At 68.8% G+C, this 13,102-nt stretch carries 15 protein-coding genes; 10 read left to right on the top strand and 5 right to left on the bottom strand.

Going from position 1 to position 13,102, the window contains the following annotated elements; all coding sequences use genetic code 11:
• Both QMK24_RS26435 and QMK24_RS26430 read left to right on the top strand, forming a co-directional pair.
• Positions 1-227, top strand: a 227-nt coding sequence (locus QMK24_RS26435) for a hypothetical protein (protein WP_283469286.1), incomplete at its 5' end; no start/stop codon positions are given.
• A 68-nt stretch (positions 228-295) separates the two neighbouring features.
• Positions 296-853 (top strand): nucleotidyltransferase domain-containing protein, encoded by a 558-nt coding sequence (locus QMK24_RS26430; RefSeq protein WP_502962641.1) that lies wholly within the window; start codon positions 296-298, stop codon positions 851-853.
• Here QMK24_RS26430 and QMK24_RS26425 read toward each other — a convergent pair.
• The 5 genes from QMK24_RS26425 to QMK24_RS26405 all read right to left on the bottom strand — a co-directional run bounded on the left by QMK24_RS26425 (position 840) and on the right by QMK24_RS26405 (position 5,312).
• Positions 840-1,310 carry a PPC domain-containing DNA-binding protein gene (locus QMK24_RS26425; protein WP_283469284.1) on the bottom strand — a complete coding sequence of 157 codons (471 nt, stop codon included), beginning with the start codon at positions 1,308-1,310 and terminating at the stop codon, positions 840-842. The genes QMK24_RS26430 and QMK24_RS26425 overlap by 14 nt on opposite strands.
• Positions 1,311-1,353: 43 nt before the next feature.
• Entirely contained in the window at positions 1,354-2,397 is a 1,044-nt protein-coding gene (locus QMK24_RS26420; RefSeq protein WP_283469283.1) for an asparaginase, read from the bottom strand.
• Positions 2,398-2,533: 136 nt separating this feature from the next.
• Complete coding sequence (locus tag QMK24_RS26415; protein WP_283469282.1) at positions 2,534-3,247, bottom strand: HAD family hydrolase; 714 nt, start codon at positions 3,245-3,247, stop codon at positions 2,534-2,536.
• An 89-nt stretch (positions 3,248-3,336) separates the two neighbouring features.
• A complete protein-coding gene (locus tag QMK24_RS26410; protein WP_283469281.1) occupies positions 3,337-4,008 on the bottom strand; it encodes a 2'-5' RNA ligase family protein in 672 nt (223 codons plus the stop codon).
• 83 nt (positions 4,009-4,091) lie between these two features.
• On the bottom strand, positions 4,092-5,312 hold the full coding sequence (locus QMK24_RS26405) for an NsdA family TPR-like regulatory protein (protein ID WP_502962642.1): 1,221 nt from the start codon (positions 5,310-5,312) through the stop codon (positions 4,092-4,094).
• Positions 5,313-5,741: 429 nt separating this feature from the next.
• Between QMK24_RS26405 and QMK24_RS26400 the strand changes: the two genes are divergently transcribed.
• The 8 genes from QMK24_RS26400 to QMK24_RS26365 all read left to right on the top strand — a co-directional run bounded on the left by QMK24_RS26400 (position 5,742) and on the right by QMK24_RS26365 (position 13,060).
• Positions 5,742-6,149 carry an ATP-binding protein gene (locus tag QMK24_RS26400; protein ID WP_283469280.1) on the top strand — a complete coding sequence of 136 codons (408 nt, stop codon included), beginning with the start codon at positions 5,742-5,744 and terminating at the stop codon, positions 6,147-6,149.
• Between the two features lie 314 nt (positions 6,150-6,463).
• Entirely contained in the window at positions 6,464-6,658 is a 195-nt protein-coding gene (locus tag QMK24_RS26395; protein WP_283469279.1) for a DUF2304 domain-containing protein, read from the top strand.
• Positions 6,659-6,895: 237 nt separating this feature from the next.
• Positions 6,896-7,987, top strand: a complete 1,092-nt coding sequence (locus tag QMK24_RS26390; RefSeq protein WP_502962643.1) for a hypothetical protein — start codon at positions 6,896-6,898, stop codon at positions 7,985-7,987.
• A 99-nt stretch (positions 7,988-8,086) separates the two neighbouring features.
• Complete coding sequence (locus tag QMK24_RS26385) at positions 8,087-9,613, top strand: amino acid permease (protein ID WP_502962644.1); 1,527 nt, start codon at positions 8,087-8,089, stop codon at positions 9,611-9,613.
• Complete coding sequence (locus tag QMK24_RS26380; protein WP_283469277.1) at positions 9,613-11,040, top strand: glutamine synthetase family protein; 1,428 nt, start codon at positions 9,613-9,615, stop codon at positions 11,038-11,040. Before QMK24_RS26385 ends, QMK24_RS26380 begins: the two co-directional genes overlap by 1 nt.
• 113 nt (positions 11,041-11,153) lie before the next feature.
• Positions 11,154-11,321, top strand: a complete 168-nt coding sequence (locus QMK24_RS26375; RefSeq protein WP_283469276.1) for a hypothetical protein — start codon at positions 11,154-11,156, stop codon at positions 11,319-11,321.
• Between the two features lie 51 nt (positions 11,322-11,372).
• Entirely contained in the window at positions 11,373-12,275 is a 903-nt protein-coding gene (locus QMK24_RS26370) for a phosphotransferase (protein WP_283469288.1), read from the top strand.
• Positions 12,272-13,060, top strand: coding sequence for a class I SAM-dependent methyltransferase (locus QMK24_RS26365; protein WP_283469275.1), 789 nt, complete (start codon positions 12,272-12,274; stop codon positions 13,058-13,060). The genes QMK24_RS26370 and QMK24_RS26365 overlap by 4 nt, the downstream gene beginning before the upstream one ends.
• The last annotated feature ends 42 nt before the right edge of the window (positions 13,061-13,102 follow it).

Below are 13,102 nucleotides of genomic sequence, written 5' to 3'. Positions count from 1 at the left end.
GGCATCGCAACCTCCTCGATCAACAACAAGCCGTCCGCTGCCTGCCCCTACCCCTCCGCGAACATGCCCCGCACACGAAGAAGCCCCTGCTCATCGAACAGGGACTCCCTTTGCCACAACGCACTTATGCGCCAGACGTGAACTTCAGTGGGACCAGCTCACCGGCCGGAGGCGATGCTCGTGGTGCGGTCTCCAACTCCGATGAGGTGCCAGGATGGCGTCTGTGATCCATACGAGCACTTCGGGTTCGGACTTGGGACCGTGGTGTCCCGCTTCGCCGCGAGAGGTGGCGGACTTGTTCGCCGCTGCGGACTTTCCTTGGTGGATCGCCGGCGGGTACGCGATCGAGATGGCGGTCGGTCGGTCGTTCCGCGAGCATGGCGACCTTGATGTACTCGTCCTGCGCCGTGACCAGCTACGGCTGCGTGCCCTTCTGGCGGCGTGGGACCTTCACCTGGCTGACCCACCCGGTGCTGGGACTCTGCGTGAGTGGCCGGAGTCGGTTGGCGTGCCACCGCTTGTTCACGACGTGTGGTGCCGTCGCGCCCCGGGGCAGCCTTGGTCGATCCAGCTCATGCTGGACGAGTCGGATGGAGACCAGTGGGTGTCACGCCGCGACGCCCGTGTGCGTCGCCCTGTCGCCCATCTTGGGCACCTCACGGCCGATGGTATTCCCTATCTGCGTCCAGCAGTTCAGCTCTTCTACAAGGCGAAGGGCATCCGGGCGAAGGACCAACTCGATTTCGAGGCAGTGCTTCCGCTGCTCGACGCAGAGGACCGCGCCTGGCTGGCCTCCGCCCTGGAGCTGACCTTGCCGGGGCACCTGTGGCAGGGCCGACTCACTCCGAGGTAGGGCCGAAGGTCAGCAGCGGAACGTCGTACACGTTTGGGTCGCGTGGCCTGGTCATGGCCGGTGCGGCGACCTCGACAATGAGCAGTTCACTGAGGAACTGGACGCGGGCGCTGAGCAGATGGCTGGTGCGCCCGTCCGCGTTGGCCCCCTTGAGGCCGGCGGCAAGGTGGATATGCGGCAGGACGAGGCCGGTGGCGGGGTCCTGGGCGAGGGTGCCGCCGCCGAGTGCTTCGACGCATTCGATCCGGGTGCGTTCCCACAGCGGCTGCTCGGGGTGGGTGAGTCCGTCGCAGGTGCCGACAATCTCGGCTTCGGAGAACGCGCCGATGAACATGGGGATGTAGCCCTGGCTGACCTCGTTGTCCTTGCAGAACGAGGCCAGGGTCTCGAAGAAGTCCTCGTCGTGCTCGAAGGTGACACCGAAGGTCCGGCCAAGGGTCAGTTCGCTGGCGCGCATGCGCTCGTCCCTACTGCGATGCGGGTGGGTGTGCGGGGGTGGATCAAGCTCCGGCGACAGGGAAAACGGCAGCAATCTCGTCGCTGCCACGTCCCTGGGCGAGCAGGACATGCAGCAGGAGTCGCGCCTTGTACGGGTCCAGGCTCCCGCCGTTGATCAACCCCCGGGACAGCAGGTCCCTCTCGGATCCGGGAAAGCTGTAGGTCTGCTGGAACACGGGACCGTTGCCGATGCGGGTGGTGAGGATCACCGGCATCGTTGCGGCGATACTCTCCAGGACGGCCACGAACCGCTGGGGGACATGCCCGACGCCGAAGGCGGCCACGACGAGCCCATCGCACTGCTCCGCCATACCCGCAACAAGCTCTCCGTCGTCGCCGAACGTCACGGTGTACAGGCCGACGCGAGTGGATGCCCCGTTGAGCGATCCGGGTGCGGTGGTGCGGGAGGGCAGGGGTCCGCGCACCCGGGCTCGGCCCTCGTAGAGGTGGCCGAGCGGGCCGGTGCTGGGTGAAGTGAAGGCGGCGGGACTGGTGCTGTGCGTCTTGCGTACGGTGCGGGCGGCGTGGATCTCGTCGCCGAGGACGACCACTACCCCCGCACCGCGCAGCTCCGGGCTGGCTGCGGTGACAACGGCCGCGTACAGGTTCGCGGGGCCGTCGGCTCCCGGCAGGGTGGGATTGCGCATGGCACCGGTCACGGCGATGGGCTGGTCCCGGTCGTGGAGAAGGTCCAGGAGGTACGCGGTCTCCTCGATCGTGTCGGTGCCCTGGGTGACGACCACCCCGTCGCAGCCGTCGTCCAGGGCTTCGCGGATCGCAGCCGACAGCGCGGCCAGGTCTTCGAAGGTGAGAGACGCTCCGGGCATGCGGCGGAAGTCGTGGACCTGCAGGCCGATCCCGGTCGGGGTGAGCGCGGGCACGGCTGCCAGCAGATCATGAGCTGACAGGGCCGGAACCACGCCGCCCGTGAGCGGGTCGGTGGTCATGGCGATGGTCCCACCGAGCGAAAAGATCGCAACTGTCTTATCGTTCAACGCCGCTGTACCACTTTCCGGCCGGGCCGCGCGCCGCCGAGCCGGCTGCATGACACTCGGGCAGGCTACCGGTTCTGGGCCGTGAACTGGTGGGCGACGAACCCGCAGGCGGTGTTCCGCGAGTTGCACCGCGATGGTTGTGGCGGACCCGGCTTCCGGGGCAACTGTGCCGCCCACTCTGGACACCTCACGCGGTCAGCGTGGCGATGGCTGCCAGCAAGTCGTCTAGGTTGCGTAGATCGGGAAGGACGATGTCTGCCCCGGCCGCCGAGAGCTCCTCGCTCGTCGTCTTGCCGGATGCCACGCCGATGACGGGTGCGCCGCCGAGCAGGCCAGTTCGTACGTCTTCGAGGGAGTCACCGATGATGACGGTATTTGCCCGGGTGAACTCCACACCGTGCTCGGTCTGGGCCCGGCTCTGGGCGATGCGGACGAGTGCGGGGCGGTCGGGATCGTCGGAGGCGAAGCCGCCGATGTCCATGTATACGTAGGCGTCCAGCTCGAATGCGCGCAGCTTGATCATCGCGTTCGGCTTGAGGTTGCCGGTGACCACCGTGGGGATCAGTCCAGGGGTCGTTTGGACGGCCCGCAGAGCGTCTTCCGCTCCTGGCATGAGCGTGCCTGTCCGCTTCATCTCGGCTGCATAGGCCGAGAGGTGCTTTGGCAGTAGTTCCACCATGGCGGGGAGGAGGTCGGGGACCGATTCCGCAGGCACGCCGTTGGCCAGTAGCAGCTCGCGGATGGCAAGGGGCATGGTGACGCCGGTGCCCCGTGCGGGCATCCTCTCGGCGGGGCGGCCGACGACCTCGGCGAACGTCTCTCGGTAGACCTGGCGGTCGAAGTCTCCGACATAGAGCAAGGTTCGGTCGATGTCCCACAGAACCAGCGACGGGTTGGCCACAGTGTCAGGTCTCCGTCCGCGAGACGGTGGCAGCGCGTTCGATCACGTCATGAGCGTACGCAGCTTGGATGAGGAGAACAGGAACCTCGTCAGGTCGATGCCTTGGTGCGGGGCGCCGCTGAATGGAGCGGGACGGTGTGCTTCACATCCCAGCGATAGACCCGGTTTTCGCGGCGCAGCTCGACCAGCTGGACTTCGTTTACGGTGAACTGCTGCGGCTGCAGCGTGCGCAGTTTCGCGATCGTCTTGCGGATGCCTGCCGCGTCCGTCTCCTGGTTGCAGTAGGCGACGCCTAGATGCGGGCGGAAGTCCTGGGTCGGATGGGGCTTGTCGATTCCCACCTCCCGGCACGCGGTGCCCACCGCCCGGTGGAGCGCCAGCAGCGGCTCCCACGGCGCGAGGCTCATGCGTACAGCTCCGCGGGATCCGGCGACCGGGATGGCCTGAAGGTCGAAGGCGGGGAGCGCGCCGCACCGAAGCCGCGCGGCGGAGGCGAGATCGTCCAAGGTCCGCTCGGTGATCTCGTGCGGGTCACCGACGCGGCAGATGGTGACGTGCAGGCCGTCGGACGGGACGATGTCGAAGCCGTCGCCCTCCAGCGGTTCCTGACAGCGGCGGGCCAGTTCCGCGATCTTCGGTGCGTGATCCACGGTGAGGAACCAGTAGTAGCGACGGGTGTCCGGTCCCCAGCCGGGCCGCTGCCAGTGATTGCCCAGGCCGGGCAGAGCGGCGAAGGCGGCCCATTCATGCTCTGCGATCACCTGGGGATCGGTCAGTGACGGAGGGGCCTCGACGGGAAAGGCCGCAGAGCGGGCCGCCTGCTGAACCGGGTGCACCGCACTCCTCAGAAGTGTTCCGTGTACGGGGGAAGGGCTGGGTCGCAGATGACGTACGAGGCCGGCCGGGCCCGCCACGTACGCAATGCCTCCGCATACTCCCGTACCTCGGGCAGTTGCCGCCACCTGTCGGTCTGCTGCTGGAGTTCCTGCGCCCGCTGCACGACGGAGCGAATCGGATGGCTGCTGCTCGTGACCAAGGCGGAGCGGCCAAGGGCCATCGCGTGTTCCACGTCCGGTCGCGGCTGCTGCAATACAGCTGAGGCGACGTCCAGCGCCACCAGGGCGCGGCTCCAGTTCGAGTCGGAGCTGTGGACATGGGATTCGACCTGCTCGGCGTAGTCCAGGACTTTGCCCACATCGCCGAGGGACACGTACGCGGTGGCTATGTTGGCCAGTGTGCGGGCGCGGCCGTAGGGCTCGAAGGCGATGCACGGGGTCAGACCGTCTGCGGGCGAGAAGCGTTCGGTCAGCTCCAACGCCTGTGCGGCCGCACGCTCTGCCGCTGTCCTGTCCCCCTGTTTGGCCAGGGCGCGCGCGGCGCCGTTTGCCAGGAGCCGGATCGCCTGTGGGCTGTCCGTCGAGCTGCGTATGCCGGCCATGGCCAGTTCGTGCGCTTCGGTATATCTGCCGTCGTAATACGCCTCCAACGACTGGGTGCCGCGGATCCAGGCGACGAGCGACGGATCCTCCGCTTCCGCTGCCAGTTGCAACGCCTCCGCCGAGTAGCTGCGTGACGTCGGGAGACGGCCGGCGTTCACAGCCATGTATCCCAGAAGCCCTGACGCCATGGCGGCCAGGGAGTAGAGCTTGCGCCGTTGCCGCGGATGCTGCGAGCCGGACAGCAGCTGGTGCAGGAGCCCGAGGAGCTCCACCGCCCGGGGAGCGAGCGTCTGGGGACCGGCGATCTCGTACCGCTCGACGATGTCGTCGATGCCGCCCCGCAGAGCGGCCAGGGTTGCGTCATCGACGTTCACGGACGCGATGATCCGCGCACGCTGGGCGATGGCGAGCGGGTCTTCCCAGTCGACGGCCGGTTTCGCGGCGGGCCGCGATGCAGCGTCGGGCTCCGACCGCACCGGCTGCCCTGCCGAGGGGATGGCGACCAGGTTTCCGGGGACACCGAGGCCGACGACGAATTCGATGATCTTGTCGATGTTGGTCAGCCGCCGAGAGCCCGACTCCAGCATGGACAAGAACGCCTGGCTCAGCCCGGTGAGGGCGGCCATGTCTTCCTGGCGGAGCGAGGCGCGCCGGCGAATCAACCGGCTGGCCAGACCGAAGTCCCAGTCTGCAAGGGCACCCTGGACTGCCGGATCGCGCCAGACTCTGGACGGGACTCGCGGCAATTCCGGCACGACAGCCATCTCATGCCGGGCGCAGGCCGCACACCGGTCGGCGTCGTTGTACCGGCTCAGCAGACCGTCACACTGCACGCACCGGCGTCCGACCTCGGGGGCCATTCCAACCTCCTGCCGGCGGACACGCGGATGAGCGGTGCAGCCTTGAGCGAATGGATATCACTCCCGCGATATCACCCAGCGAATGTGCAGAAACCCCGATCTTCACACATGGTTGATGGGCCGTCACTAGTGCCTCAGCCCGTGAGCCGACAACCTCACGACCTCTGGGGCTCGCGATCGACCTCAGGGGGTCTGATGCTCACCACCGGACAGTCGGCCCAGCGACTGTCGATGTCGATGTCGCCGGAACCACGATCTGTGGCCTCGGTACGGCGACAGCTGGCTGACGATCTCCATTTGTGGGATGCCGACGACCTCGTCGTGTACGCCCAGTTGCTGGTGAGTGAGGCCGTTACCAATGCGATCTGCCATGCCGAGGGAGTGGTGGACGTGGGCGTCGTGGCCATCTGGGAGTCCCCCATCCTGCGGATTGAGGTCCATGATGCGGACCCAACACCGTTGCCTGCACTGACAAGACCGGACTCGACGGTGAGTAGTGGTGGCCGCGGTCTGTCCTTGATCGACGCGCTGGCATCGGCCTGGGGATGTTCGTTTCCTTCAACGGGCGGTAAGTACGTCTGGTTCGAACTTCACAGCCCGTAGTCCAGGGCGCAAAGCCTCCCTGCCGCGGACGCTCCACGGGCGATTTCCTCTCGCCCGACGGCCAGCAGTGAGGGAACGACCGCCTCCTCGCACCAGCGAGCGAGGCGGGGGACGTAGGTCTTGGGCATCGATCAGGACGCCCACCCCTGCAGGGCCTGCGTCCTTCCGGCCGTCCCGCACTCTCCAAGATCGCGCGAGTGTGGGGCGGCCACCCACGGCCCTTGTCGGTGGCCGAGGGCAAGTCCCCAGACAGTGCCTTCCCGAACGATTCCTCCTGGGGTCCGCTGATCGCATACCCGGAAGGAGGCGCTCTCGTGGCGCTGACCGTCTCGCTGGTCATTCTGCTGCTGATCGTTGTCGTCCTGCTGATCCGTCAGAAGGCCGTGAAGCCGGTTCCCGCGGTGGTGTGTGCGCTGCTCGGCTTCGAATTGGCCAGTTCCCGGGCTGCGCCGGCGATCACGAAGGGCGTCGCGAACCTCGCCAGCGTGATCGCCGGCCTGCACTTCTAGACCGGCCGCCCCCGGTGGGCCGGGCGCTCAGCTGCTGGTGCACCCCCACGGCAGTAGCTGAGCGTTCGCCCCCGGGGACGGCCCCCTTTCTCCCCGACACCGTCGATCCGAGGACCCCCTGATGATGCAGATTCCGCAGCTTCTGGCTGCGTGCCAGACCAGCAACTCAGCGGCGGGCGTAGCTGCGGCCTGCCTCCTGGACGGCGCTCGCGGACGGGGAACAGCACCCAGGACCTCGTGCTCCTCGTCCCGCTCGTTACGGCGAGTCCTGACTGGCTGGGCGGGCTGATGCGGGGCGGAGGTGCGTCATCCGGCCGGGGTGAGTTCCGGCCCGTCTATCACCCCGCGGGTCATGATGCCGAGCTGCGGGTGGCGCTGGAGGAGGTGGGGACGGGCCGGTGGATGGCGATGCGGGATCTGCTGGCGCGGACCGGGACCCAGTGGCCGCTGCGGACGTCGCGTTCCCAGGTGCTGGCGGCGGCAGCGGCGCGGTCGGGCGTGGTGCAGGCGTGGCTGGTCGAGGAGCCGGGGAGTGTGGACGCGCAGGTGATGCGGGCCCGGGTCGCGGTGGAGCGGGCCTTGCACGCGGGCCGGGCCGGGCATGGCAGTACCGAGGCGCTGGCGTGGGAGGCGCGGGAGGCGTCCTTGATCGCAGCCGACCTGGCGCGGGCTGATCCGGTCCCGTGGGTGTGCCTGCTGGCGTTGGCGCAGCTGGACCGGGGGCTGCGGCGGGTGGAGCACCGGGTGCGGCCCACGGAGCCCATGCTGCCGCTGGGGCCGTGGCGGCTGCTCGATCAGGTCAATGCCCGTGACCCGTGCAGCCGGGAGGCATATCACCGGGTGCTGCAGTTCCTGCACGCGCAGGCAGTTGGCTCGCAGGCGGTGGCGCTGGATTTCGCACGCTGGGTGGGTTCGTGGGCGCCCGCGGGGACAGCGCTGTCGGTTCTGCCGCTGTATGCCTATGCCGAGAACTACCGCAGCCAGCGGGCTCGTGGTGCAGAGGATCGGCTGATGCGCCGGCAGTGGGCCCAGGAACCCATCGTCCTCGATGTGCAGCGAGCCCTGACGGGCTGGTTCCACCATCCGGTACCCGCTGCCCGGTCGGTGCTGGATCTCAACTACCTCGCCCATGCCCTGTGGGCGGCACACCAATTCACCGACGCCGCAGAGGTGTTCACTGCGCTGGGACCGTACGCCGCCCGGCTCCCGTGGGCGTACGTCACCGACGACCCGGGCCGCCCTGATCTGGCAGAGGCGGAATTCGTACGAGCCCGCGGCCAGGCGTTGGCCGCCACCGAAGACGCAGCCCGCGCCGGTCCGCACCGCTGACCCGCCGCCCGCCGTCGGCACGACCGCAACCCGACCGCCCCAGCTCAGCGCCTCTTCTATCCCTTTTCTCCTCTCCACTCTTGTTCCGGAGGTCTTTCTATGTCCCCCATGCCACGATCCGGCCCTACCCGGTTGTCGGATGATGATGCCCTGTTGCGCGATCTCGGCTACGAGCCGGTCCTGACCCGGCGGATGGGGGCGTTCGGCAATTTCGCCATCTCCTTCTCCGTCATATCGGTGCTGTCCGGGTGCATGACCCTGTACGGGTTCGGGATGGGCGCGGGCGGCCCGGCGGTGATGCTGTGGGGCTGGATCGCGGTCGGCGCGATGGTGATGTTCGTCGGCGCCGCGCTGGCCGAGGTCACCTCCGCCTACCCGACCTCCGGCGCCCTGTACTACATGGCGGACCAGCTCGGCGGCCGCCGCTGGGGCTGGTACACCGGCTGGCTCAATCTCCTCGGGCTGCTCGGGGCGATCGCCGGCATCGACTACGGGTGCGCATTGTTCACGGGGGCGTTCGCGAACCTGCAATGGGGATTCGAGCCCACCCCGCAGTCGATCATGGTGATCTACCTGGTGATCCTGGCCCTGCACGCGACGCTGAACCTGTTCGGCGTCCGGCTGGTCAGCGTCCTGAACTCCATCAGCGTGTGGTGGCACCTGGCCGGAGTCGGGGCGATCGTCACCGCATTGACGCTGGTGCCCGCCCATCACCAGTCGGCACACTTCGTGTTCACGACGTTCGTCAACGGCACCGGCTGGCACTCCAACCTGTATGTGGTGATGATCGGGCTGCTGCTGGCGCAGTACACGTTCTGCGGCTACGACGCGTCCGCGCACCTGTCGGAGGAGACGACCGATGCCCAGACCAGCGCCCCGCGTGGCATCGTCCGCTCGATCGCCTGGTCGTGGCTGGCGGGGTTCGTGCTGCTGGCCGGTCTGACGTTCGCCATCCAGGACTATGCGGGCACCCAGACATCCGCGACCGGGGTGCCGCCCGCGCAGATCTTCCTCGACGCCCTGGGCACCTCCGGCGCCAAGGGCCTGCTGCTGATCGTGATCGTGGCCCAGCTGTTCTGCGGTAACGCCGAGGTCGCCGCCTGCTCCCGGATGGTCTTTGCGTTCTCCCGCGACGGCGCCCTGCCCGGCTCCCGGCACTGGCGGCGGGTGAGCTCCCGTACCGGCACCCCGACCCGGGCGGTGCTGCTGTCGGTGACGGTCGCTGCGCTGCTCGCGCTGCCGGCCCTGTACAGCACGGTCGCGTACGGGGCCGTGACGGCGATCAATGTCATCGGGATCACCCCCGCCTATGCCATCCCCATCTACCTGCGGCTGCGCGCCGGTCGCCGCTTCGCGCCCGGCCCGTGGAACCTGGGCCGCTGGGGTGTGTTGGTCGGCTGGGTCGCCGTGGCCTGGGTGGTCTTCGTGACGGTGCTGTTCTGCCTGCCGCAGACCCGCCCGGAGCACGGCCTGGTCTCGGTGGTCTCCTTCAACTACGCGCCCATTGCGCTGGTGGTTGTGCTGGCGCTGGCCGCGATCTGGTGGCGCATTGCCGGGCGCGGCTACGAGGTTCCGACCGTGGCTGCGGACCGGGAGATGGCGAAGCTGGAAGCGGAGATCGTCTGATGGCCGGCACGACCGCGCGCAGCGGCCTCGCCTCCCGCCCGGACCTTCTGCCCCAGGTGGCGGGCGGGCGCCGCCCGACCGGCCAGCTCACCGTGCCCCAACTGCGCGACCACGTGGCTTCCGGCCGGATCGACACCGTACTGCTCGCCCTGCCCGATCTGCAGGGACGGCTGAAGGGCAAGCGATACCACGCTCGGCACTTCGTCGACCGCGTTGCCGAGGGCGGTGCGGAGGTCTGCGCCTACGTGCTGGCTACCGACATCAACATGACCCCGGTCGACGGGTTCGAGCTGGCTTCCTGGCAGACCGGCTACCAGGACCTGCGAGTCATCCCCGACCTGTCCACCGTGCGGGTCCTGCCCTGGATGCCGGGCACCGCGCTGGTCCTCGCCGACGCCGTCGACCCCGACGCGCATCTGGTCGAGGTGTCCCCGCGCCGGATGCTGCGCCGCCAGCTGGCTCGGCTCGCCGACCATGGCTTGCACGTCAAGACCGGCCTGGAGAGCGAGTTCGTCCTCTACCAGGGCAACTACGCCCAGGCAGCCGCGTCCGGGCACCACGGTCTCCAACCGATCACGCCGGAGAATCTGGACTACGCCCTGGACCATGACCCGGGCATCGACCGGTTCTTCCGACGACTCCAGGCGGCCCTGTCCGGTGCGGGTCTGCCGGTAGAGGCGATCAAGACTGAGGGCGCTCTGGGGCAGGTCGAGGTCACCTTCCCCTACGGCGACGCGCTGACGGCGTGCGACGGGCACCTGGTGTTCAAGCACGCCGTGCGTCTGATGAGCCAGCGCGCCGGCATGGCACCGACCTTCATGGCCGCCCCCGCCACCGGCACCGGCAGCGGCCTGCACCTGCACGTGTCCTTGTGGAGGGACGCTCATCCGATCCTGGTGGATCCCGATGGCACCCTGTCGCAGGTGGCGCAGCAGGCCATCGCGGGGCTACTCGACGCGCTGCCCGCGCTCGCGCCGCTGTACGCACCGAACGCCAACTCCTACAAGAGGTTCGCACCCAACTCCTTCGCCCCGACCCACTTCATCTGGGGCATCGACAACCGCACCTGCGCTGTGCGCGTCGTCGGCCACGGCGACGGCCTGCACCTGGAGATCCGCCTGCCCGGCGCGGACGCCAATCCCTACCTCGCCCTCGCCGCCGTCCTGGCCGGCATCACCCACGGGCTCGACAACGAGCTGAAGCCCCCGCCGCCATGCACTGGCAACGCCTACGACACCACCGATGCGCCACCAGTCCCCACCACCCTCGATCACGCGGTGACCGCTTTTCGCCACAGCCCGGTCGCCCAGCAGGCTTTCGGCCCCGAGGTGGTCGCGCACTATGCCCGCCTCGGGCAGATCGAAGTCGAAACCCACCGCTTCGCCGTCACCGACACCGACCAGCACCGCTGGTTCACCCGCGCCTGAGCGGGCGCACCGCAGTGACACCACCGGCCCACCGTCGTTGCCACGAGCAGCGTAGGAAGCCGATCCCCATGCCTAAATCTCCGAGCACCACATCGCACGAAGGGGGTTGATGAGTGAGCACTTCCGAGGTCACTGCGGTGGTTTCCAGCGCCGCCTTCGCCGCTCTCGCGCTGTTCGCCACCGTCAACTACTTCGCCCAGGACCCCGGCCCGCCCCCACCGCCCGCCGAGGACCCCGGTGGCGAGCCGGCACACCCGCCGGACGGCGGCCCACCCCGGTGAGCACCACCCGGGCCCTCCACCTCTCATCGACCAAGGACCCTTGTGACCGACATGCCAGATCCGGTGCGACGCTTCGTCGACTCCGCCATCGGACCGTTCACGATCACTGCCGTGCATTCCTGGGCCGGACCGGGTCGGCCAGCAGCGTGGGAAGTCGAAGCCATCGACGGCCGCCGCCTGTTCGTGAAACACCATGCCAGCCCGAAGGGCTACAGCCGGGAAACCTTCGCCTACCGGTACTGGACGGCAGCCCTTGGCAAGAGCCGGGCCCCGACCCAGTTGGCCGCAGACCCCGCTACCCGGGCCATCGTCCTCACCTCCGTCCCTGGTCGCAGCCTCCACGACCAGCCGCTGGGACTGGACAGTGAGTGGGTGGCCTACCGGCAAGCCGGAGAACTCCTCGCCCGGCTCCACAACATCGCCCTGCCCGCTCCGGGCGACCGCGCAACCGAGGCCGGTTGGGACGCGGAGACGGCCACGATGCTCCGCAACGCGGCGCAGATCCTGCCCCCGCACGACGTCGCCATGCTGCGCACCCTCACCCTGCAGCCACCGCCGGCGCTGTCCGAGGTCGTGGCACACGCGGACTATATGCCCCGCAACTGGCTCTGGGACCCGCACACCGAGCGCCTGCACATCATCGACTTCGAGCGGACCGGCATCGAGTGCGCCGCCCGCCGGGACCTGTCGCGGCTGGAGTACCGGCTCTTCGCCCAACGGCCGGACCTGCGTTTCGCGTTCTACCAGGGCTACGGGCGGGCACTGACCGACGCTGAGCGCCGGGCGTGCTCCGCGTACGCCGCCCTGGACGCCGTGAGCGCCCTGCGCTGGGGACAAGAACACCACGATGATGAAGCAGTCCAGCAGGCCCGAACCATGCTCGACGCCCTGCGCGCCGAACCCACCGTCGCAGGCAGCGGCAGCGCCGGCGAGGGGGAGGTGAGCGGCGCGTGAATGTCTTCGAGGGCACCGCTGGGTACTACGGCCGCTACCGGCCGGGCCTGCCACCAGAGGTCATCGCCCTGCTGGCGGACGCTGGCTCCGCCTCCCGCCCGCGACGGCTCCTGGACATCGGCACCGGCACAGGGCTGGTGGTGAAGGCACTGCTCGACCAGTTCGACGACATCATTGCCCTCGACACCGACGCTGACATGCTGGCGATCGCCGAGACGGACCTGCGGTGGCGCCTTCCGCACGGCGCCCGTCTGTCGCTGTGCCGCGGTGCGGCCGAGGAGTTCATGCCGCCGCCGGGCTGGCGGGCGGATCTGGTGACGCTCTGCCGGGTCTTCCACTGGCTCGACCGGCCTGCCGTCCTGGCCCGCCTCAACCAGCATGTGGCTCCGCACGGGGCGGTGGCCGTGCTGGCCGACCGCAGCCTGTGGACGGCCACCAATCCCTGGCAACAGGCAGTCCGCAGTGTGGTGCAGGACTTCCTGGGCACACAACGGCGCGCCGGCAGCGGCGCGTTCCCCGCTTCCCCGGAGCCGTTCGGGCAGACGCTGCGATCCTCGGCGTTCAGCAATGTCACCGAGACCTACGTGCCGGTGCGCCGCACCTGGTCCACCGACGGCGTCCTGGGCTATCTGTACTCCACCTCGTTTGCCGCGCCGCACTTGTTCGGTGACCGGCGCGACCGGTTCGAGGCCGCGGTGAAGCAGATCCTGGCCCCTTTCAGCGACAACGACACCTTCATCGAGGACAACACCTTCGTCATCCATCTCGGCCGCCGACCGGCCTGAGCGGCCCGCGCACGACAGCAACGACACACCATAGGGAGTCGG

It is taken from the genome of Streptomyces sp. PH10-H1 (assembly GCF_030063355.1).
In the GTDB taxonomy this organism is placed as follows: Bacteria; Actinomycetota; Actinomycetes; order Streptomycetales; family Streptomycetaceae; genus Actinacidiphila.
This window is presented reverse-complemented; position numbering and strand designations above follow the sequence as displayed.